Origin of the sequence: Anderseniella sp. Alg231-50 (assembly GCF_900149695.1) — a bacterium.
GTDB lineage: Bacteria > Pseudomonadota > Alphaproteobacteria > Rhizobiales > Aestuariivirgaceae > Anderseniella.
This window is the reverse complement of sequence record NZ_LT703003.1, coordinates 2,178,285-2,198,829: the sequence shown is the minus strand read 5'-3', so window position 1 is coordinate 2,198,829 and position 20,545 is coordinate 2,178,285. Positions and strand designations below refer to the sequence as shown.

The window sequence follows — 20,545 nt, the reverse complement described above, 5'->3', positions numbered from 1 at the left end:
TTATTACCCTTGACGAGATATTTTCCCAGTATGATTGCCACTCTCGGCGACGTCTGGCGCCGCGATATATTGGGAGATCCACCGATCGGCTCTGCGACCCTGGCGCATCTTCACGTCCCGAAGACGGCCGGTACCTCCATGCACCACTGGCTGGAAAAAAGGCTGGGACGCAGACGCGTATTCTGGCACGACAAAGAGAATAATCCCGACATAGATGTCATCATGGCCGAGCGTGGCGTGGAGTACTTCCGCCGATTCGCCGTCATCGGCGGTCATATTGCATTCACGGACCAGTCCGTCTGCGCGCTGCCAGGCCCAAAGATTTTTTCAGCTGTTTTCCGCCGGCCGGTTGAGCAAGTGGTGTCCCATTTCGAATATGTTTCTCGCCGGCCACAACATGGGCAGCACACAGGTGGCACTCTGGAAGACGCGCTGAGCAGAGATACCGCATTTCTGCGGGAATCCACCAACATTCAATGTCGCTTTGCGACCGGCAGCACCAATGCCGTCGATGCTTTGAAAGTCATTGAAGAGAACCCATTTATTCTCGGTTGCTTCGATTACCTACCCCAATTCATTGATTGCGTTGCCTCGACACTTAACATTCCGCGGCGGGGCTTGCCACGCAGGAACGTGCAGGGCCCCAATTACTTCGAGAAACACTACACGCCAAGGGTCGCCGAGATCATCAAGGAGATTACCCAGGAGGATGAAGTGATCTATCAACGCGTTCGCAAGGAACGGTTAATCTGCACCGTGCATCCCGGTGCAGATCCACCACGATCCGTTAGCAGCTGACTGGCAAGGTGGGCCTCAGGCCGGCGCGGCCATCTGGTCGCATGAGAACCCGGAAGATTGATTGGAATTCCAACCCGCATACTCCGAAGAAATCTGCTTTTATGCCTATCTGGCTCCAGCGCTCTTTAACCAGATTGCTTCGTCCGGCGTGGCCGCTTCAGCCGGACTCATGCATTGCAATGTTGACGCAGCAAACAACTTCCGGGACGATCCAAATGCTGTCGTCACCGCTCGGGAGGCTTTATCGTAGTCAGCGATGGCGCGGTTCGTGTCGCCGTTGTTGACAATACCCAAGGCCACGGTTGAGGAAAGCCCCGGCATCGTTCCACGAATAAGGTTTGATGATAATGCTATTCATGCGCAAACGTAAATTGCCAGACTTGGACCTCCAGGGGTTTTCATGGGCTTTTGCGAAGTCACTGTTTGAAGCCAGCGGACATAAAGAGGGAACACTGCTGTCTATTATCTCCGGAAGCCCCGCGCGCGCGCGCGAAATCAAAGCTCAGGTGAAATTCATTCGCGCAAACATAAAGGAGGGTGACCGAGTTCTTGAAATCGGCACCAATTGTGGGCACTTCTCCTACTTGGCGTCCCTTTTAGGGGCAACGTCAATCGTCACCATCGAGCTACGTGAGGAGTGTGCCCCTGCGATAGAAATGTTGTTAGCTGAACGAGCCGGGATTACGTCAATCATCGGTGATAGCGCCCATGTGGTGCCACAACTCCGCGGGCCTTTCGACGTTGCCTGGGTAGACGGCTCTCATTCTATGGCGTCGGCCCTCAAGGATTTACGGAACTGTGCCGGCAAATCACCGCTGCTTCTGGTCGACGATTACAACAATACCTCAGTTCGCGAGGCAGTTGCCGCATTCATCGCCGATAGTGAGTACGTGCTTGATTCTGTCTCCAATAGCAAACGGATAATTGCGAAGCTGATCAACCCCGAGGGTCAATCCACACCATGAGTACACGGCCAGTGTTGCATCGTTCTGGAGCTTGCGTTGGTCACCCGAAGCTGCGGCAAGAATTCCGGAAAGGTTGCTTCGACAAATTGCCGGAATACATGGAAAGCGTTGCGACAACGCTTGATGTGCCCCAGCGTGACTTGCCACGCAGGAATGTGCAGGACATCAACTATTTCGATATCTTGGCGCCCACCCGCACCTGAAGGAGCGGATAGAGTTCGCCGGTCCCATGGATGAAGTTGAACAGTTTGATCTTTACCGCAGTGCATTGTTCGCGATCATGCTGTCGTTTACYAACGGTCAGGGGGATGTGGTGTCTRCCTGTCTCGACTTTTCGCTCCCGGTTATCGTTTCAACGCATCCAGCTTTGATAGAGGCGGCACAGGGCCTCATGCCGATGATTGATCCCAACGACCGGGACGGTTGGTTGGCTCGCATTCTCCAGTTGACAGAAAACAAGACCGACCTGGCGGATATACAACGGTCTATTGTCCGAATCCATCGGCCGACTGTATAGTATGAGAGCTACAATACGATCCTTGCAGCGATCACTGAGTATTCCTGACCGTTGGAGGCGGGACGCACGATCTACTATAGAGATTATTACCCTTGACGAGATATTTTCCCAGTATGATTGCCACTCTCGGCGACGTCTGGCGCCGCGATATATTGGGAGATCCACCGATCGGCTCTGCGACCCTGGTGCATCTTCACGTCCCGAAGACGGCCGGTACCTCCATGCACCACTGGCTGGACAAAAGGCTGGGACGCAGACGCGTATTCTGGCAAAACAAAGGGAAAAATCGCGACTTAGATGTCATCATGGCCGAGCGTGGCGTGGAGTACTTCCGCCGATTCGCCGTCATCGGCGGTCATAAAGCATTCACGAACCAGTCCATCCGCGCGCTGCCAGGTCCAAAGATTTTTTCAGCTGTTTTCCGCCGGCCGGTTGAGCAAGTGGTGTCCCATTTCGAATATGTTTCTCGCCGGCCACAACATGGGCAGCACACAGGTGGCACTCTGGAAGACGCGCTGAGCAGAGATACCGCATTTCTGCGGGAATCCACCAACATTCAATGTCGCTTTGCGACCGGCAGCACCAATGCCGTCGATGCTTTGAAAGTCATTGAAGAGAACCCATTTATTCTCGGTTGCTTCGATTACCTACCCCAATTCATTGATTGCGTTGCCTCGACACTTAACATTCCGCGGCGGGGCTTGCCACGCAGGAACGTGCAGGGCCCCAATTACTTCGAGAAACACTACACGCCAAGGGTCGCCGAGATCATCAAGGAGATTACCCAGGAGGATGAAGTGATCTATCAACGCGTTCGCAAGGAACGGTTAATCTGCACCGTGCATCCCGGTGCAGATCCACCACGATCCGTTGGCAGCTGACTGGCAAGGTGGGCCTCAGGCCGGCGCGGCCATCTGGTCGCATGAGAACCCGGAAGATTGATTGGAATTCCAACCCGCATACTCCGAAGAAATCTGCTTTTATGCCTATCTGGCTCCAGCGCTCTTTAATCAGATTGCTTCGTCCGGCGTGGCCGCTTCAGCAGCAGGAGGTCCTGGTAGTTGAGTGCTCCGCGCTCGACGTGAGCCAGGACGTCGAAGTACCGGCTCCAATGTTGGAAGATATACCACGTCGCGTGATACGCCGATTGGTAAAAATCGGGAAGCCCAACGTCTTCATCAGGTAAGAACAGAAGGCCGTGTTTGTCTCGTCGCGCTCGCAGGAGTTTCGGATCCGCCCCTCGATTGGCTTCTTTCTGCATACGCCTCGCGAAGACGTGCTCTCCCATAAAACTGATCAAAAGTATCGCGTCGTCGGCAGTGACGCGGCTCAACTCCTGGAGCCAGGCATCCTGGTAGGTCTCATCTAGGTGCGTGAACACGCTGTGACAGAGCACAAGATCGAAATGCGTGGATGGGTAGTCGAGGCCCGGGAGGGGCTCGTTACTGAGTATCGCGAATTGAGGTAATTCTGATCGGAGCCACTCCGTGGCCTCGGGATCGATGTCACATCCGTGCACTGACGTCGTGGCGGGCAGATCGTTGAGCCAGCGCAACACGCGACCGCAGCCGCAACCGAAGTCCAGCACACGCTCGAAATCCTCGAAACGTCGTCCGATTCGCCCGAGAGCCCGGCGATAGTCGTCGACCGACTGCCGACCAGATTGATCAAACCAGTTGGCGTCCGGGTTCCCGGCCACTCTCCTGCGGAGCCGTTCCGGTGGTAGCGCGCCGGCAGGCCGCGCTGTCGCAGCATTCGAAGGGAATTTGAGCCAGCCAAGCAGGCGATGCAAACGGCGCTCCATCTCTCTAGCCGATTTCACGGTGTGTCTAATACCTGACGACCTCCGGCAAGCCGAGATTTGAGCCCACGCGACCATTGGTGAGCGACGAACAAAGCCGACCGACCGGTTGCAACAGAGAGATCATCTCATACTTTCGGAGATATTACGATTACTGCAGTGCAGTTTGTTTACGCTAGCGCCATTATGACAATAATTGTCTTATGGGCACAGGTGCTGCACATGCTTCTCGTAAAGCAGCCTCATCATCTCATACACCTGGTGGCAGTCCTCGAGCTGAGGTTTCCTTGTGCGTCGGTGCGCAAGCCTTGTCAGCGGCCCCCGGTGCGACCGAAGTCTCTTCGTCAGTTTGAGAGTTTCGACCAGATAAGTCTCCACCTCACGCTCCGCTCGGTTCTCATAGGCGCTTGAAATCTTCCGCGCAAAACCAACCGCGTGGAGCAGCTTGGTCTGTCGTGACGTCACGGCCCCGGCTGAAATATGTTGCCAACGAACATTGTAGGCGTCCGGCAGCAGTTGAAACCGATAGCCTTGGAGTTGTAGGGTGTGAATGGCGGTCGCGAGCGACGGTTGGTTACTGATAATATTGTCGGCACCTGTAACATGCGGCGGTAGGTTCCGGATCCGTTCCAGATGCTCTCGCCAGAGGTTGCCCAAGCCCGCGGCCCACGGCGAATAGACGATCCCTCCATTGTAGTAGGGCGGGAAGCGGTCCTCACGGCGGTAGCGAGCGCGCTGGAAGGTATCGAGTTCCACATTCAACGGAATACTCTGGTGTTCGGGGTACGGCAGCCCCAGCGCCTGGTGGATCTCGCGCCAGGGCTTCCCCCGGAGCGGGCAAGGCCCGTTCGTCGCGGCAGCGGAGATGGTGTTTTCACCGATTGCAGAGGGAAGCAAATGGATCTCAGAGAGCACCAGCACGTCTGAATCCACGAGCAGGATGTGATCCGTTTTCGGGCGTGCCTCGAACCCGCGCAGCTTGTTGGCGAACCCGCCAAACAGCAGAGGGGCGTGTTCCGTAATCTCAGCACCGCATCGCGCGGCGAGAGTCCGCACACTCTTCGGAGCCTCGCCAATGCCGGCGATATGTAGCGGCAACTCTCGCGAGCCGCCGCCAAATTCCAACCATGAAGCCAGAAAAAAGAGGGTCTGGATTTCGAAACTGCGCGCGAACGGGCCAATGAAGTCGGGTACGACGACCACATCGAATGGGTGGGCCGGATCCGTCGAATCTTCGACGATAGACATAGGCTGCTCCTGAAGGTGAGATCTCTGAACTTTTCGGTTAGCATACCCAGGAAGACGAAGCGGTCTATCAATTCGTTCTGAAAAAAGGGGGCAACGCCACCGTGCGCGGTCGTTAGGGTGAGTAATTTCTCAGCACCTACATCACCGCCACCGGGAAAATTTGTCCTCTGCCAACCGTCGTCTTCTACGGATTTTGATCTGAGCCGGAATTCGGTGACTTCCGGCCGAAGAATGTCATGTAGTTCCGGATTGATGTTCTTGTTGGTCCTTCCATCATCTCGATCAATTCGATTGCGTTGCGGCGGAGGATGGCATGAACATTGGGTTGGGGCAGCACATGCATTTCCATGCCGGTTTGCGGACTCGCCAAATAGGCGTGGACGTCGAACTGGTAAGATTCATTATAAGTCGGAAGTTGGAAGAGGCATAGTCCGCCCGGAGATAGTCGGCTGAGCGAGACGTTCAACACATGCGCCATGACCGGCGGCGGGTTGTGCTGTAAAGTGAGCCGTGAATAGAAAAAATCGTGTACCGAAAGACCCTGAATATCCTCCACCTTCTTAAGATGAACAAATTCAACATTTGATTGCCCGAGCATTGCGATCCGTTTGGCGGCAAGGCGGAGGTGCGGTGCGGAGACATCGACCGCAACGACGCGGTCAAACATGTTGGCGAGCTGCGACGTCACCCGCCCGACACCACAGCCGAGTTCGAGACAGGAATCCCCCGCCGCCTCGGCCAATCCAGCCCGGGCGAGACACGCTTCGATTAGATCGACATCCCAATGGGCCGTCTTGAAGAAGGAATCCTTGGTCTGGTCGATCTTTTCCCTTCGATAGATGCTGTTTGTCAGCACCGACCAATAGGGCTCGCTAGCGCCGAGTTCGCTCCACACCGAGGCGACACGATCGAAGAGCGCAGACATCACGGCTTCGTCGACGTCGACGTCCACCGATAACGGTGGAGCGAAAATGTGACGACCAGCCGTCGACCACGGTGGCCTTGGATCGGACAGCAATCCGAAATTGCGGAGCAATTTGGAAAGACGACTCATTCGGCGCGATTCCAAGACCCCAGCCAGTTGCGATCTGCCGCCAAACTCCAACCATGATGCGAGAAAAAATGCACTTGGACTTCGAAGCTGCGCGTAGCTGGGCCGCTAAAGTCGGGTACCGCGACAACATCGAACGGGTGGGCTAGTGGCTGGGGCAGTTCGTCCATCTCTGATATCGGCCTGCGCTGATGATGAATTCAGTACTCTGTTAGGTTAGCATAGCTTGTGACACATTGCGGGACAACCAGGAGCAACTGACGGCAGCATTTGGCACATCTCGGACTCTCTGCCCCAGTGCCAAGTGGGTCCGTTGTCGGGGGTACAGCAGACGTGCCTTCCGTGTGCCACGGACTTCCGAAGTTGACCCTGCGCGGACATCTCGGTGCAGCGCAGCGAACAACAACAACAAGGCGCCCATTTGAGACCTTGAGTGATTGTCGCGATCCGAACAATCTAACATGCACCTGATCGTCAATGTTGACCCCTTCCAGACATGCGGCACGGTTGCAGCTTACCAGGACGTCGGCGGAGAATCGACGACGCGCGACAAAATGCGAGGCTTGCCGCAGAGACTATATTGAAGGGCGAGCCTATAGCGCTATCGGCAACAAATCTTGTATTGAGTTTTTAGATCGGACAAATTGGCTTATGGCATCAGAAGAGCACATCACCGGGGTAAGTTGGCCGCGAAGTGGCCACCATTTGCTCGCGCGCATTTTGCGAGCATATTATGGCAGAGAGTTTAAGTACTGTGGTTATTATAGTTCTGCAAATTGCTGCAAAACAATCCCGTGTTCTCGTAGTAATATTATCAATTTTAGTAAAAACCATGACTATAGGAGTATCGTTCCCATAATAAGTGGTGGAAAATACATTATACAATATAGGAAATTTTTACCATCTGTCGTATCAGATTTTGAGTTATATTTAAGACACACCAATAGAAATAATAATACTGCAAGTGGTTTTCTGAACTTTGCCACAAGGAAAGTAAAGGTATACCTACGATTCATGGAGCGGTGGTCACGCGCGGAGGCAACGAACGCGACCTTCGTCAGATTGTCATACGAAAGACTGACCAGCTCACCTGAGCAAACATTAAGATCCCTCGTCAATGTGTTTTCCCCAAACCTGCCATGCGACGAGAAGAAACTCGCCTCTTCGATAATAGGCGTCCGTGAGGAACGTGAAATTCGCTCTTTCCGTTTCTGCGACGAGGAGCTGTTTCAATCCCTCGATCAGCTGACCACGCCGGCATACGACAAAATGGCGGAGCTGCCGTGGCTCACGAGAATTGACGGGCCCACAAAAGGTCCCGGCGCAACCAGTGTTTCGGAGCCCAATCGTCGAGAAAAGTCGCGGCAGCTATTTATCGATACAACCGGCGCACTCGAAAACGCCGGAAACGCACATAACGGTGCTACTCGCCTTCAGTACTTTGTAGCACGGCGCGCGCTTGAAGACCCCAACGTTGAAGTCGTTCGTTATGACCGCAGAATTCATACATTTCGCAATCTCACCGTTGGCGAAAAAATACTGCTCGACATCGGGCCGCAGTCGGGGTTGACAACAAAGCTGTTCAAAAGCACCAGCAAGCCGGCCTTGCAGATTGCGGCCCTCTGCTTGGCAATTAAAAGCTGCTCGATCGCAATTGGCTTTGACCACAAGGACCGCAAGTACGCCGCCAAGATCGCGAACGCCAGTTTTATCATGTCGGGTTACTTCTTCGTCAGAAGATTTATTCGCGCCTATCACCACAAGCGACGCGCGCTGGACGCGAGCAAACAGCGCATTAAATCCATCTCCGCCGAGATTGATGATCTCAGCAACGGCATTCTATTGATGCCCGACATAGTACCATTCGGCTCGCAAGATCCCGATAGAATGGCAGCGAATGCACGTTATGCATTCATTTGCAACGATCTCAGTGCATGGCGTCATTCAGAACTCGTCAACGACTCAATGTCAGAGCAACGCATAGACTCACGACGGACGAACCGGTGGGAGAGCGGAGCACTGGTGCTTTGTCCCTCGGATACTTCACGGGCGATGCTTCAGGAGTTGATTGATCCGTCGGGCAGCCCAAACGTCCAGATTGGTCAGTTCCGGCCAGCCTCGCTTCTGCTTGAAAAGGCACAATCACTTGGTCGCGCGTCGCGGATGAAGCCAAAGCAGCCGTTCATACTTTGTAATTCGACCATCGAGCCGCGCAAGAACCACCTGCTGCTCGCAAGGGTCTGGAAGCAAGCGCATGACGAAGGCGTCGCGCTTCCCAAGCTGGTATGCGTCGGAAAATGGGGGACGGGCGTTGACGAGCTCCGCAATTATCTTGGCGCGCACGCTTATCTGAGGGAACGAATCGAGTTCCGGGGGCCGGTCAACGATTTTGAATTGATTGATCTCTATCGCAGTGCGCTATTCGCCGTCGTGCCGTCATTCGTGGAGGACTGCAGCAATGGCGCCTCCGAGTGTCTCGATTTCTGGTTGCCAGTCATCGTGTCAACTGCACCGGCTTTGACAGAGGCGGTACAAGGCCTCATGCCGATAGTAGAGCCATACGACCAGGACGGTTGGCTGGCTCAAATTCGACGGTTGAGCGAAAACAGTGACGAACTGGCAGACTTGCAAGACGTGTTCATTGACCACTATCTATCGATCGAGTTTCAAGAGAGCTGGAATTCGATAAAAAGACCTATCGTCGATTATTCGTGACAGATGAATCTCGTAATACTTTGAAGAAGAGTTCCAGCCAGATTCCTCCCCGACCGCTGCAATCATTGTCCGCCCCGCTCTGGAAAGTGGCTATTGATGCGAATTAGAGTTCGACGCCAAATCAGGCGATAAGATTGCTGAAGTAACACAATTTGGTTGAAGGGATTGTCGCGATAGCATTGACAACTTAACATCGCCTGGGCGCAGTAAACTCACTTGCTATAAGCACCTATGCAGCCCTGACGACATCAAGCCATTCCGCTGCTGCAGCACCGCGAAACTCGCGCAATGTGTTTCGTGAAATCAGATGGCGTTGAAAGTTGAACAGATTGTGGAAGGAGGAATGAACTGAGAGAAAGCGTTGCGCAGAACCGGCTGACTTGAACCGTTGCATCTTTCGTTCCCGCCGTCGGACAGGCTGATGTGAGTTTTCAGCTCGATCGTTCTTTCTGCCACCAAAATCATGGCGCCTAAATAGTCCCAGTTCCCTCAATGCAGCGCCATATGAAGGAAGTCTGTCGGTTACAATGGCGGATGGCAGAAAACAATGTTTCTTCAGCAATTTGCGCATCAGTTTCAGCGCAACTTTCTTGTTCCGGCGTGTTTGAACCAGGACTTCCAGAACCTCGCCTTCATCATCAACAGCACGCCAAAGGTAGTGGATCTGACCGTTGATTTTCGCGAACACCTCGTCCAGATGCCATCGGCAACTTGGGCTTGATCTTCTGCGATCTATCCCTCGAGCATATTGTTTCCCGAACTTGAGAACCCAATATCGGATGCTTTCGTAGGATATGTCCAAACCACGTTCTGCGAGAAAGTCTTCCACGTCACGGAATCTCAACGTGAACCGGAAGTACAGCCAGACAGCGTGTTGGATAACCTCTGCTGGAAACCGGTGTCGTTTGTAGGAAATCTGGGTCATGCAATTAAGCTAAAGCTTCTGGCAAAACCAATCCAGCGAGTTAACTTGTCAATGCCGCCAGAAGGTTCCACCAACTGTCCCGCTAACCCGCCGGAATGTCGGAGTATTCCTGGAGCAGGTCAAATTACACAGACTGAGACAGATAAGGGTGGTGGGCCCGGCAGGACTCGAACCTGCAACCAGACGGTTATGAGCCGTCGGCTCTAACCAATTGAGCTACAGGCCCACCATATAAATCACCTTTCAAAATCGGCATTCGAGCCGGATTGTGCGAAAGGGTGATCGCTCGATTGGCGAACGCTGCATGTATTATTGAAATCTGCGAAAACCGCAACAGGCAATCAGCACATTCCGGACGCGGCGCCCTAACTGGTGATTGACTTGCGCACCCGGCGCACACCCATGGCGACGACAAGCAGGACAACCGGAATGGCAAAGGCGGTAACAAGGTCAGGGCTCACCGGCAACACGCCCAGCGACTTGGCGCCCTTGGCGGCATACCCCACCAGGCCGACAATGTAGTAGGTGATGGCTGCAATCGACAGGCCTTCAACGGTTTCCTGCAGCCGCAATTGCAGCTTGGCGCGATTATCCATGCTTTCCAGCAGCGCCTGGTTCTGTCGCTCGCGGCTGATCCCGACCCGGGTCGACAGCAACTGCGTCGCCCGCGCCACGCGCTCTGAGGTGATGGACAGGCGCGCGGCTGCCGCCTCGCAGGTGCGCATGGCCGGTGACAGCCGCCGCTCGGTAAATTCGGAAAACAATTGCAGGCCTTCAATACGATCTTCGCGCAGTTCCGAAATACGCAAAGCCACCAGGTCGGCATAGGCCCGCGCCGCGGAGAACCGGAACTGGCTGCCGGTATGCTCGCGCACCACATCTGCATGCAACAGTGTCAGCCGGTCCAGCAATTGCGGTTCGTCAGCTTCGTCAGCTCCACTCATTGTGGAGGTGGCCTTGCTCAGCTCGGCCTCAAACCCTCCCAGCACAGGCATCAGCTTGCGGGCAACCGGCAGGGTCAGCAAAGCCAGGACACGATAGGTGTCTATTTCAAGCAGGCGCTGCACGGTTCGCCCGCGCTGGCGCGGGGTCATCGCATTGTCAAAAATCAGCATCCGGCCGAAGCCGTCAGCATGAATGCGGAAATCGGTAAATGCCCGGCCCAGCCCGCCGGCGATTTCAGCGCCGACCATCGGATTGCCGTCAAAATGCTCCTGCGAGAGCTTGTCTTCATTCAGCCTGGTTTTCGGCAGCGGCTGCATCTCGACATGGTTGGCAACCAGCACCTCACCGGCCAGCGTGCGCAACCAGTCCTGCGGCACGGCTTCCAGCGCGGTCGAGCCAAACAGGTTGGCAACGCCTTTTGCCGGCACAAAAAACCAGTAGCGGGTAAATTCCGTGTGGCGTTCCCACTTCAGCCGGAACGGCCCCAGATCAGCACTGAAATGATTGGCGTCCGGTGCCGGCGGCAACACCCCGAAGCGCTTGCACAAGTCAGCCAGCGGCGCCATGTCCAGCTCGCCGAACAATACCAGGTAGGTAAGACGCGCCCGTTTCGGCAGTGCTTCCGGCGGGCGGGCGTGAACCTCGTTGTTCAGCGGCAGGCGTGCCACATGGTCAGCCGGCAAAGCATGTCCGTCCCTGCCAATCATCGTTGCGTGCCCTTTGTGATGGTTTCCCGGTAGACGGCGCAACGATAACAATACACACGGCCTGCACCAGCAGTCGAACTGACGCATGACATTTCACAACCGGCTTCAACCCGGTTTCAAAAGATGAGGGTTACCGAAACCCGGTCAGGCCGAAGAGTCCCGGTCCGATGATTTCGCCAATTCGGCAAATTGTGGCGCATTGGGACAGAAGTCGCCTGCCGCCAGATCGCCACGCTTGCCCGCCAGCCATTTGCTGCACACCCGGCGCTGGCCGCAATGACCGCAGGCGCGGGCCATGTCGACTTCACGCCAGTGCTCGCGGCTCAATACGTCCGGCGCAAGCCCGTGCGCTGCAGCCATCGCCTCCATGCGATCGCGGGTGTCGGTGGGACACGAAGACAGTGACCGCAGGTCCGTAGAGGAAATGCCAACATCCGATTGCTCGGCACTGTTGAGGGCAAACAGGAACTGACTGTCTCTGCGCTGGTTCAACATGCGGCGAACCCGTTTCAAAACCGACGTCATGATTGTCACCTTTCCCGAAATCCATTGGCCCTGACAACACACTCCCACAGGGCAACGCAATGCACATTGATCTCGATCAACGGAACCTTTCCCGACCGATGCAACGATGGTCTCTGTCAAAACTGTGCTGGAGGTGAGCGATGAAGCTGTTGATTGCCTATGCGACCACGGAAGGGCAAACCCGTAAAATTTCCCAGACGCTAGCCGATCAGGTTGTTGAACTGGGCCATCAGGTCGAATTGCTGGATACGGCCCGTAAACGCCGGGATGTTCATATCGATGATTTCGACGCCTTCATCGTTGCCGCCTCAGTCCACCAGGACAGGCATCAAAACGAGATCGAGGTGTTTGTCGCAGCCAGCCTGGATGTCCTCAAGGCGAGACCGGGCCTGTTCATTTCCGTCAGCCTGGCCGCAGCTTTTTCGGAAAAGGCAACTGACGCTACCGCCTACATCTCGGATTTCATCAGCCGCACCGGCTGGACGCCTGACCACAGCCTCACTGTTGCAGGCGCGGTGAAAAGTGAGGAGTATGACTATTTTCAACAGCAGATCCTGGAACACATCATTCTCAAGGATCGCGATGAGTTGCGCCCTGATGAGCCGCAGGAGTTCACTGACTGGACGGGACTCGCCAATTCGGTGAAGAAATTTCTGGCGCAACTTGACTCAAAGTGAGTTCAAACTGCCACAACACTTTGGAAACGTTCATCTTTCAGATTAGACAGCCATGGAATATCTGGCTGCCTTTTCTTTCATCCTGGTATCGAACCATGACGCCACTGTGCGCACAAATCCATGCCCGTGGGGCTGGATCCAGAACGTATCCCCGTCAAAAATGGCAAGGTCATGTGCGTCAGCGTCCAACGCATCCTGGATGTGAGAGGCGATCCGGTCTGCCAGCGGGCCATGGTCGCGACGCAGCGCTGAAATACTGAACGCATACCGGCACATCAGATTTTCGATGATGTCTGCGTGCAGTTTGTCTTCATCCGTCAACGCGATGCCGCGTGACACTGGAAGCCGGCCCGATGCCACTGTGCGCATGTAGTTGCCTGTTGCCGTGTCGTTCTGGATGTAGCCCGCCGGCAGGTGCCCTATTGATGACGCGCCGACGCCCAGCAGGGTGGCGCAAGGGTCATCGGTGTAGCCCTGGAAGTTGCGGCGCAACCTTCCTTCGACTGCCGCTATCGCCAGTGAATCCTGCGGCAACGCGAAATGATCCATGCCAATCGGCAGGTAGCCGCCATCCTGCAGAATGTCGGACGCCACGTTGGCCTGCCGGACCCTTGCAAGCGCATCAGGCAGTGCTGCTTCAGGTATCAGTTTCTGATTTGGCTTCATCCATGGCACATGCGCATAACCGAACAGTGCCACCCTGTCAGGCTCCAGCGTCCGAACCTGCTCAATGCTTTGCGCAACGGTTTCCTCGGTCTGATAGGGCAGTCCATACAGGGCGTCTATGTTAAGCGACCGGACGCCGACACCGCGCAGGCCTTCCACAACGGCAGCGGTTTGCATGAATGTCTGGGGACGATTGATTGCCTCTTGAACACGCTCGTCAAAGTCCTGGACACCGATGCTGGCGCGGGTAACGCCGAATGCCTTGTAGGCTGCAAACTCCTCGCCGGACAAGTCGGACGGGTCGATCTCGATGCTGATCTCGGTGCCTTCATGCAGGTGAAAATGCGTGTCTATGCTGGTCCGCAGGCGTTCAAGGTCATCGCGCCGCAGCATGCTGGGAGATCCCCCACCCAGGTGGACCCGGTTGAGTGAGGGTGAAAATCCGATGGCATCCCTCAGCAGGACAATTTCCTGCCTCACGGCAGACAGGTAGGGAGGGATCGGATCGTAACGATTGATCTGCTTGGTATGGCATCCGCAAAACCAGCACATCCGGTCGCAGAACGGAACATGGATGTACAGCGACAAGCCTTCGTGTTCCGGCAACTGGCGAAGCCATTTGCCGTACTCCGCCTCGCCAACACCGTCATGGAAGTGCGGCGCAGTCGGATAGCTGGTATAACGCGGCACCGGCGCACTCAGACGGCTGACAATTTCCGCTTCGCTGATGTTTTTCATATCAAGCCCTCTGTTTGCGATTGCAGTAGACCTGAGCTGGGGAATTTCAACCTTGATTTGGATCAACGGCGACCCAACCTAGCAGGAACGGATCCGGCAACGGCAAACCTGACTTTCGCCGCATTCCGACCTAAAGTCTGCTCGAACCAACAACCCTGTTTTTTGAAAAAGGCCCCTGCCCCATGCTCTCTCATGTCATGCCCAGACCTGCACTCAACCTCGCTTTCGCCGGCGTGCTTGCCGCCGCCGCAGTGCTGGCCACGCCTGCACTTGCCCAGACCACACAACAGGTCCCGCAACGCACACTGTCGCTGACCGGACAGGGCGAGGTGAAATCGGCCCCCGACATTGCGATCATTTCTGCCGGTGTCGTGTCGGAAGCCAAAACCGCCCGCGAAGCCCTGACAGTGAACAATGAGGCCATGGCCAGCGTGCTGCAAACCATCGAGGCTGCCGGCGTCGCAAAGAAGGACATTCAGACCTCGAACTTTTCCGTACAGCCGAAATACAAATATGCAAAGCGCTCCAGCACTGGCGAACAGGAGCCGCCCCGCATAACCGGTTACACCGTCTCTAACTCGGTTACGGTGATCACACGCGATCTGGCAATGCTTGGCCCCGTCCTCGATGCGGTTGTGTCATCAGGTGTCAACCAGATGAACGGCCTGAGCTTTTCCATTGCCGAGCCGGCGCCGCTGCGCAACGAGGCGCGCAAACTCGCCGTGGCCGAAGCCAGGGCACGCGCTGAACTCTATGCCGCCGCAGCCGGGGTGTCACTCGGCAAAATCCTGTCCATTTCCGAGGCTGGCGGACATCGCCCGCCGCAACCGGCATATCGCCGCGCCGCACTGGAATCCGCCGCCGCCGATGCCGTTCCCATCGCACAGGGCCAGCAGTCGGTACAAATGCAGGTCAACATCGTGTGGGAGATTGAGTAGAGAAACCTGTACCCCGGACATGGGTTCCCAGGCTGTGCAAAAGCGAACCCGCGCTCCGGTCGTGGCCGAAGCGCGGGCTGCTAAACGGGGAACAGGGAGGCCTCCCCCGCTTTATACCCCCGGTATCTGAATACCCCCGGTATCTACAGATTGCCTTTCGACATTTCGCCGGCAATGAAATCTGCCTGGCGAAGCGCCAGCGCCACAATGGTCAGCGTCGGGTTCTCAGCCGCCCCCGTAGTGAACTGACTGCCGTCGGACACGAACAGGTTTGCGATATCATGGGTCTGGCCATGCTTGTTCACCACCCCGTCCTTGGCGTCCGAACTCATGCGGTTGGTGCCGAGATTATGGGTCGACGGATAAGGCGGCGTGCGGAAAGTCTTTATTGCACCGGCAGCCTTGTACACTGCTTCACCCTGGCCGAAGGCGTGGTCGCGCATCTTGATGTCATTGTCATGATCATCGAAGTGCACATTCGGCACCGGCAGGCCATGCTGGTCCTTTTCGGTAGCATGCAGGGTAATGGCATTCTTCTCCTGCGGCATGTCTTCGCCCACAAGCCACATGCCGGCCATGTTCTCGTAATTGTCCATCCACCACGAGAAATCCTTGCCCCATCCGCCCGGATCAAGGAACGCCGCCATGAACGGCAAGCCCAAAGCAAGTGTCTCCATCTCGTAGCCACCGACGAAACCGCGCGACGGATCATTCTTGGACTCGTCCGTGATGATGCCGGCCATTGTCGTGCCGCGATACATGTGCACCGGCTTGTCAAACACTGCATAAACCGAGCCGGTCATGTGTCGCATATAGTTCTTGCCGACCATGCCGGACGAGTTGGCCAGCCCATCGGGAAACTTCGACGACGCCGAATTCAGGAGCAGGCGCGGACTTTCAATCGAGTTGCCGGCCACACACACCACGCGGGCTTTTTGCAGGTGCTGTTTGCCGTCCTTGTCGGCATACAGTACGCCCGTCACCTTGCCACTGTCGTCATGCTCGATCTTGAGCACCTGCGCATTGGGCCGCACTTCAAGATTGCCGGTCGCTTCGCCTTTCGGAATTTCAGCAACCAGCGTTGACCATTTTGCACCCGACTTGCAGCCCTGGAAGCAGAACCCGATCTGCAGGCACGAAGCCCTGTCGTCACGTGGCTCGGAATTGATCGCCATGCGGCCGGTGTGGACTTCCTTGTAGCCCAGCTTCTTGGCGCCGGCTTCCAGCACCTTGTAATTATTGTTGCCGGGAAGCCCGGGAATGCCATTGGTGCGGGTAACGCCCATGCGGTCCTCCGCCTTGGCATACCACTGATCCATTTCCGCCATGTCGATGGGCCAGTCGAGCAGGCTTGCGCCAGCCACGTCGCCATAGGTGGTTTTGGCTTTCCATTCATGTTCCTGGAAACGCAGCGATGCGCCCGCCCAGTGTGTCGTAGAGCCGCCCACCGCCTTCACGATCCACGCCGGCAGGCCGGCAAAGTCCTTTGCCACCCGCCAGGAGCCTGACGTGGTGCGTTTGTCGAGCCAGGAGATCTGGCCGAACGAGCCCCACTCATCGTTTTGGAAATCGTCGGTTTCGTGGCGGCCGCCTGCTTCCAGGATCACGGTTTTCACACCCTTGATCGCCAGTTCTGCGCCCAGTGTACCACCGCCTGCGCCAGAGCCGACGACGACCACGACGCTGTCGTCATTCATGTCAAATGTAGCCATATTGTCGTCCTCCCTTACAGCCAGTTGATATCGTTGAAGCCGCGATCGATGTATCCGCCCTTGTCGGCAGACGCACCCTCGTAGCCAAACAGCGGCCAGGCTTCCTTGTTGTTGTACAGTCCGGTCACCAGGTTGCCGCGCACCTTCTGGAAGAAGCCGTCACTCTCCATGGCCTTCAGAAGCGCCACCCGCTTGTCTGCATCCTTCTCGCCGGAATAAGAGCCTCCCGCGGCCTTGTTCAGGCCGGCAACACCGTCCGTGAGCATGGTTTTCAACGCACCGTCATCCTTGGCCGCCTTGTCCAGGCCGGATACGGCAGCAGCATAGAACTTGTCCTCCAGCCGGTCGTGCGGATAGGTATCGCGCGACATCTGCACCAGCGTTGCAAAGGTATCGGCATCCAGATTTTCAGCCGTTGCAGCCCATGCATCATTGTGGCCGTAAACCAGGCCTCCGGCACCAGTGCCGGCAACAATGAGGCCCGCACCGGCAGCTTTAAGCGCGGTACGCCTGGATATGTTCGTCTTTCCGTTCATCTTGCCATTCCTCCTCGGTTTTCTTGTCTTGATTTCAGGTGTACCTGCCATGGCGCTGCAGAACCTCGATCTTGTATCCGTCCGGGTCCTGCAGAAAAAAGAACTTGGCCATCAGGGCACCGTCGCGATGAAATTCCTTCACGTCGGTCGGGTTGAGGCCATGGGCCTGTGCCGCCGCATGCTGCTCATCGACATTGTCGACGGACACCGCCAGGTGACCATATCCGTCACCGTGCCCATAAGGCTCGGTGCGGTCATGATTGATGGTCAGCTCGACTTCAAAATCGTTTTCAGGGTTCTTCAGATAAACCAGTGTGAACCCGTCAAATTCAAAGCGGTCTTCTATGCCCAGGCCAAAGGCCTTGCTGTAAAACTCAACAGACTTCGCCTCGTCGAGCACACGCACCATGGTATGAATGGCTTTTGCCACCGGCACTCCTCCCTTGCAGTCTTGTTATCCTGCAAAGGCTAACACCATCGCCATCCATGTGGTGTTATTCAGCTACTACACCCTCGAAAGCGTCAATAACGACTTCCCTTGGTGTTACTCGGCAGCAACGACGTCCATTTTGGCACGTGCATCCTGCGCTTCCAGCGCCAACTGCTCGTGATTGAATGCCGGGTCGAGAAAATTGATGCAGCAGCATCTCAGCAGAGATGCAAAATTGCTGACTTCGCCGTGTATTTCTGAAGCTTCCTCATACAAGGCGGATAAAAATTTGGACATCGGCATGTCCTGGGCATCAGCAAGTTGCTCCAGAACAACCCAGAATTTGGCTTCAAGACGCACACTGGTCGGGTGCCCCATCAGGCGAACCGATCGTGTTTCGAAAGTATAGTTGGACGGTGACTGACCCGCAAATACGTGACACATGACAAACATCCTCCCTGTCGTGCGCACAAAACTGCTCACCAGAAGTAGCAAAACGCGCACTTTTCGGCCTGTTTCAGGCTCTATGAGTGTCAATGATGTCTAGTTGTGAAGTGATTGGCAACCGCTGCGTGCATCAATTCTGCCATGCGAGAGCACTGGTCCTGTCGTCAAACCCATGTCGATGTTTGTCGGCAGGCACTGGTCAGGCTGGATCAGCGCCCTCCAGCATGGACCAGTCGCCGCTGCGGTCGTCAAGCACATGCAGTTCGCCAAGAGCAATATCAAACCATGCTCCGTGCACGCTTAGTTCGCCACGCTGCTCGCGTTGCCGGATCCAGGGAAATGTTCTCAGGTTCGCCAGTGAATGTTCGACATTGGCCCTCTCCACCCGGGTTTCATGATGGTGTTCCGAATTGCCGCTGTCGCGTTCCACAAACTGCGCCACGTCGCGTATCTGACTCAGCCACTGGCCAATGAAGTCGCCGCTGCTCAGCGGATCGGAGTCGTTCACAATTGCTGAAATACCGCCGCAGCGGCCGTGTCCCATGATGACAATGTGTTCAACCCGCAACTGCAGCACCCCGTATTCAAGCGCAGCCGAGGTGGAATGATGACTGCCGTCCGGTGCATATGGCGGCACAAGATTAGCAACATTGCGGACCACAAAAACCTCGCCCGGACTGGCATCAAAAACGATCTCCGGAGCAGCCCGGGAATCGCAGCAGGCAATGATCATGATCGTCGGCTTCTGGCCATGCGAGGCCAAAGCATCATAGCGTTGCCGTTCGCGGGCAAAGGAGTCTGTGCGGAAGCTGCGATAGCCTTCGCTCAGCCGCTTTGGAAAAGAACTCGTCAATTGAGTGCCCCTTGTCTATGTCGGTTTCAGAAATGCTCAGAGCGTAGCACTTCTACATCGCAAACCGACACAATGCCAATATAGCGTTCGACAATTTCCTTGGTTGCCAACAGGACATCTTCCTCTTTCGACGGGTCGGTAATACACACCACGCTCACAATGCGGGCAGTATCGCCAAAGGCATCATCGCGCTGCCAGTCTCCAGACATACCGCGCCCGGCCAGCACCGGCAGGACCGTATATCCGGTGACGCCAAACCGGTCCAGCACTTCGACAATCCGGTGCAGTGCCGCCGCTTCGATCATGATCTCGATGCGCTTTTTCTTGTGGGTCTTCAGCGTCATGTCAAAACCTCTGCAAGCCAGATATAGAGTGGAATGCCAATTGCCAGATTAAACGGGAAAGTAATGCCCAGAGACAAGGTCAGATAGATGGATGGCGTTGCTTCCGGCAGCGCCAGCCGAAGTGCGGCCGGAACGGCAATGTACGACGCTGAGGCTGACAGGGTAATCAACAACGCCGCACTGCCGGCGGTCAGACCGACGAACATGGCCGCACCTGCGCCGACAGCCGCGCCAACCAGCGGCATGTACAGTCCGTACAGCAGGACAGGCATCGACAGTTTGCCCAGACCGGAGCGCAACCCACGCGCTGCAATCAGGCCCATGTCCAGCAGGAACAGACACAACACGCCACGGAACGGATCGACAATAAACGGCGCGATGGCGTCCAGCCCGGGCTTGCCGGTAACGTAGCCGATGATGAAAGCGCCCGTCAGCATGAGCACCGACGAATTAAAGAAAATCTCGCGACCGATGTGGGCACCGTGATCGTCGGGCGGACCTGCCGCATCGGCCCGCTTGGCCAGAAGCAATGCCATCATGATCGCCGGGCTTTCCATCACCGCTGCGACAGCGATCATGTAACCATCATAGGCCAGCCCCGCCGTTGCCAGCGCTTGTGTGGCAGCGACAAAAGTAACAATGGAAATCGAACCGTAATGGGCGGCAACCGCCGCTGCATCCACGCGCGACAGGCCGCTGGTCGCGCGCAACAGGCCAAAGCCGATTACCGGCAGCAGGGCAGACAGAATTGCACCGGCAATCAACACCGCAAACAGTGTCGCCGTCAGGCCGCTGCCGGCAAGCTCCACACCACCCTTGAAGCCGATAGCCATCATCAGATACAGCGCCATCGTCTTGGCGATGGCTTCCGGCACCGAAAGATCGGACCTCACAAAGGAGGCAAACAGGCCAAGGGCGAAGAACAGCACCATGGGGGAGATCAGGTTTTGCTGAGCAATTTCAAGCATGCCGCCCGTACCCCGTTTTCATGTGTTGCCAGCTGGTAC

General features: G+C 56.0%; 21 protein-coding genes and 1 tRNA gene. 7 read left to right on the top strand and 15 right to left on the bottom strand.

Annotated elements, in window-relative coordinates; genetic code table 11:
* Positions 1-30: 30 nt before the first annotated feature.
* From DHN55_RS10455 to DHN55_RS10435, 4 genes are all read left to right on the top strand, one after another.
* Complete coding sequence (locus DHN55_RS10455) at positions 31-798, top strand: hypothetical protein (protein ID WP_108881226.1); 768 nt, start codon at positions 31-33, stop codon at positions 796-798.
* A 356-nt stretch (positions 799-1,154) separates the two neighbouring features.
* Entirely contained in the window at positions 1,155-1,763 is a 609-nt protein-coding gene (locus DHN55_RS10445) for a class I SAM-dependent methyltransferase (protein WP_337660143.1), read from the top strand.
* A gap of 229 nt (positions 1,764-1,992) precedes the next feature.
* Positions 1,993-2,280 (top strand): hypothetical protein, encoded by a 288-nt coding sequence (locus tag DHN55_RS10440; protein ID WP_108881223.1) that lies wholly within the window; start codon positions 1,993-1,995, stop codon positions 2,278-2,280.
* Positions 2,281-2,393: 113 nt separating this feature from the next.
* Complete coding sequence (locus DHN55_RS10435) at positions 2,394-3,161, top strand: hypothetical protein (protein WP_108881222.1); 768 nt, start codon at positions 2,394-2,396, stop codon at positions 3,159-3,161.
* 125 nt (positions 3,162-3,286) lie between these two features.
* Here DHN55_RS10435 and DHN55_RS10430 read toward each other — a convergent pair whose 3' ends face one another.
* From DHN55_RS10430 to DHN55_RS10420, 3 genes are all read right to left on the bottom strand, one after another.
* Positions 3,287-4,084, bottom strand: a complete 798-nt coding sequence (locus DHN55_RS10430; protein ID WP_337660142.1) for a class I SAM-dependent methyltransferase — start codon at positions 4,082-4,084, stop codon at positions 3,287-3,289.
* Positions 4,085-4,282: 198 nt separating this feature from the next.
* The gene (locus DHN55_RS10425) at positions 4,283-5,329 is read right to left on the bottom strand and encodes a hypothetical protein (protein ID WP_108881220.1); all 1,047 of its coding nucleotides are present in this window, start codon (positions 5,327-5,329) and stop codon (positions 4,283-4,285) included.
* A gap of 184 nt (positions 5,330-5,513) precedes the next feature.
* On the bottom strand, positions 5,514-6,383 hold the full coding sequence (locus DHN55_RS10420; RefSeq protein WP_108881219.1) for a methyltransferase domain-containing protein: 870 nt from the start codon (positions 6,381-6,383) through the stop codon (positions 5,514-5,516).
* A 1,011-nt stretch (positions 6,384-7,394) separates the two neighbouring features.
* Between DHN55_RS10420 and DHN55_RS10415 the strand changes: the two genes are divergently transcribed.
* Positions 7,395-9,095, top strand: coding sequence for a glycosyltransferase (locus DHN55_RS10415; RefSeq protein ID WP_337660141.1), 1,701 nt, complete (start codon positions 7,395-7,397; stop codon positions 9,093-9,095).
* A gap of 229 nt (positions 9,096-9,324) precedes the next feature.
* On the opposite strand, the gene DHN55_RS10410 is transcribed toward DHN55_RS10415, so the two are convergent.
* The 4 genes from DHN55_RS10410 to DHN55_RS10395 all read right to left on the bottom strand — a co-directional run bounded on the left by DHN55_RS10410 (position 9,325) and on the right by DHN55_RS10395 (position 12,197).
* A complete protein-coding gene (locus DHN55_RS10410; RefSeq protein ID WP_108881217.1) occupies positions 9,325-10,020 on the bottom strand; it encodes an IS6 family transposase in 696 nt (231 codons plus the stop codon).
* Positions 10,021-10,169: 149 nt separating this feature from the next.
* Positions 10,170-10,246: transfer RNA gene (locus DHN55_RS10405), tRNA-Ile, on the bottom strand.
* A gap of 139 nt (positions 10,247-10,385) precedes the next feature.
* Positions 10,386-11,672 (bottom strand): DUF3422 family protein, encoded by a 1,287-nt coding sequence (locus DHN55_RS10400; protein ID WP_108881216.1) that lies wholly within the window; start codon positions 11,670-11,672, stop codon positions 10,386-10,388.
* 144 nt (positions 11,673-11,816) lie between these two features.
* Positions 11,817-12,197 carry a DUF6455 family protein gene (locus DHN55_RS10395; protein WP_337660140.1) on the bottom strand — a complete coding sequence of 127 codons (381 nt, stop codon included), beginning with the start codon at positions 12,195-12,197 and terminating at the stop codon, positions 11,817-11,819.
* Between the two features lie 140 nt (positions 12,198-12,337).
* On the opposite strand from DHN55_RS10395, the gene DHN55_RS10390 reads away from it, so the two are divergent.
* Positions 12,338-12,874 (top strand): flavodoxin domain-containing protein, encoded by a 537-nt coding sequence (locus DHN55_RS10390; RefSeq protein WP_108881214.1) that lies wholly within the window; start codon positions 12,338-12,340, stop codon positions 12,872-12,874.
* A gap of 42 nt (positions 12,875-12,916) precedes the next feature.
* On the opposite strand, the gene hemN is transcribed toward DHN55_RS10390, so the two are convergent.
* On the bottom strand, positions 12,917-14,278 hold the full coding sequence (gene hemN / locus DHN55_RS10385) for an oxygen-independent coproporphyrinogen III oxidase (protein ID WP_108881213.1): 1,362 nt from the start codon (positions 14,276-14,278) through the stop codon (positions 12,917-12,919).
* Positions 14,279-14,475: 197 nt separating this feature from the next.
* Here hemN and DHN55_RS10380 point away from each other — a divergent pair, with 197 nt between their 5' ends.
* The gene (locus DHN55_RS10380) at positions 14,476-15,216 is read left to right on the top strand and encodes an SIMPL domain-containing protein (protein ID WP_337660139.1); all 741 of its coding nucleotides are present in this window, start codon (positions 14,476-14,478) and stop codon (positions 15,214-15,216) included.
* A gap of 143 nt (positions 15,217-15,359) precedes the next feature.
* On the opposite strand, the gene DHN55_RS10375 is transcribed toward DHN55_RS10380, so the two are convergent.
* From DHN55_RS10375 to DHN55_RS10345, 7 genes are all read right to left on the bottom strand, one after another.
* Positions 15,360-16,928: a GMC oxidoreductase gene (locus DHN55_RS10375; RefSeq protein WP_108881211.1), complete on the bottom strand. Its 1,569-nt coding sequence runs from the start codon at positions 16,926-16,928 to the stop codon at positions 15,360-15,362.
* 14 nt (positions 16,929-16,942) lie between these two features.
* The gene (locus DHN55_RS10370; protein ID WP_108881210.1) at positions 16,943-17,464 is read right to left on the bottom strand and encodes a twin-arginine translocation signal domain-containing protein; all 522 of its coding nucleotides are present in this window, start codon (positions 17,462-17,464) and stop codon (positions 16,943-16,945) included.
* A 34-nt stretch (positions 17,465-17,498) separates the two neighbouring features.
* Complete coding sequence (locus DHN55_RS10365; RefSeq protein ID WP_108881815.1) at positions 17,499-17,894, bottom strand: VOC family protein; 396 nt, start codon at positions 17,892-17,894, stop codon at positions 17,499-17,501.
* A gap of 114 nt (positions 17,895-18,008) precedes the next feature.
* A complete protein-coding gene (locus tag DHN55_RS10360) occupies positions 18,009-18,338 on the bottom strand; it encodes a ribbon-helix-helix domain-containing protein (protein WP_108881814.1) in 330 nt (109 codons plus the stop codon).
* A 202-nt stretch (positions 18,339-18,540) separates the two neighbouring features.
* Positions 18,541-19,194 carry a carbonic anhydrase gene (locus tag DHN55_RS10355; RefSeq protein WP_108881209.1) on the bottom strand — a complete coding sequence of 218 codons (654 nt, stop codon included), beginning with the start codon at positions 19,192-19,194 and terminating at the stop codon, positions 18,541-18,543.
* 26 nt (positions 19,195-19,220) lie between these two features.
* Positions 19,221-19,538, bottom strand: coding sequence for a DUF190 domain-containing protein (locus DHN55_RS10350; protein WP_337660138.1), 318 nt, complete (start codon positions 19,536-19,538; stop codon positions 19,221-19,223).
* Entirely contained in the window at positions 19,535-20,506 is a 972-nt protein-coding gene (locus tag DHN55_RS10345) for a sodium-dependent bicarbonate transport family permease (RefSeq protein ID WP_108881208.1), read from the bottom strand. Before DHN55_RS10345 ends, DHN55_RS10350 begins: the two co-directional genes overlap by 4 nt.
* Positions 20,507-20,545: the final 39 nt, after the last annotated feature.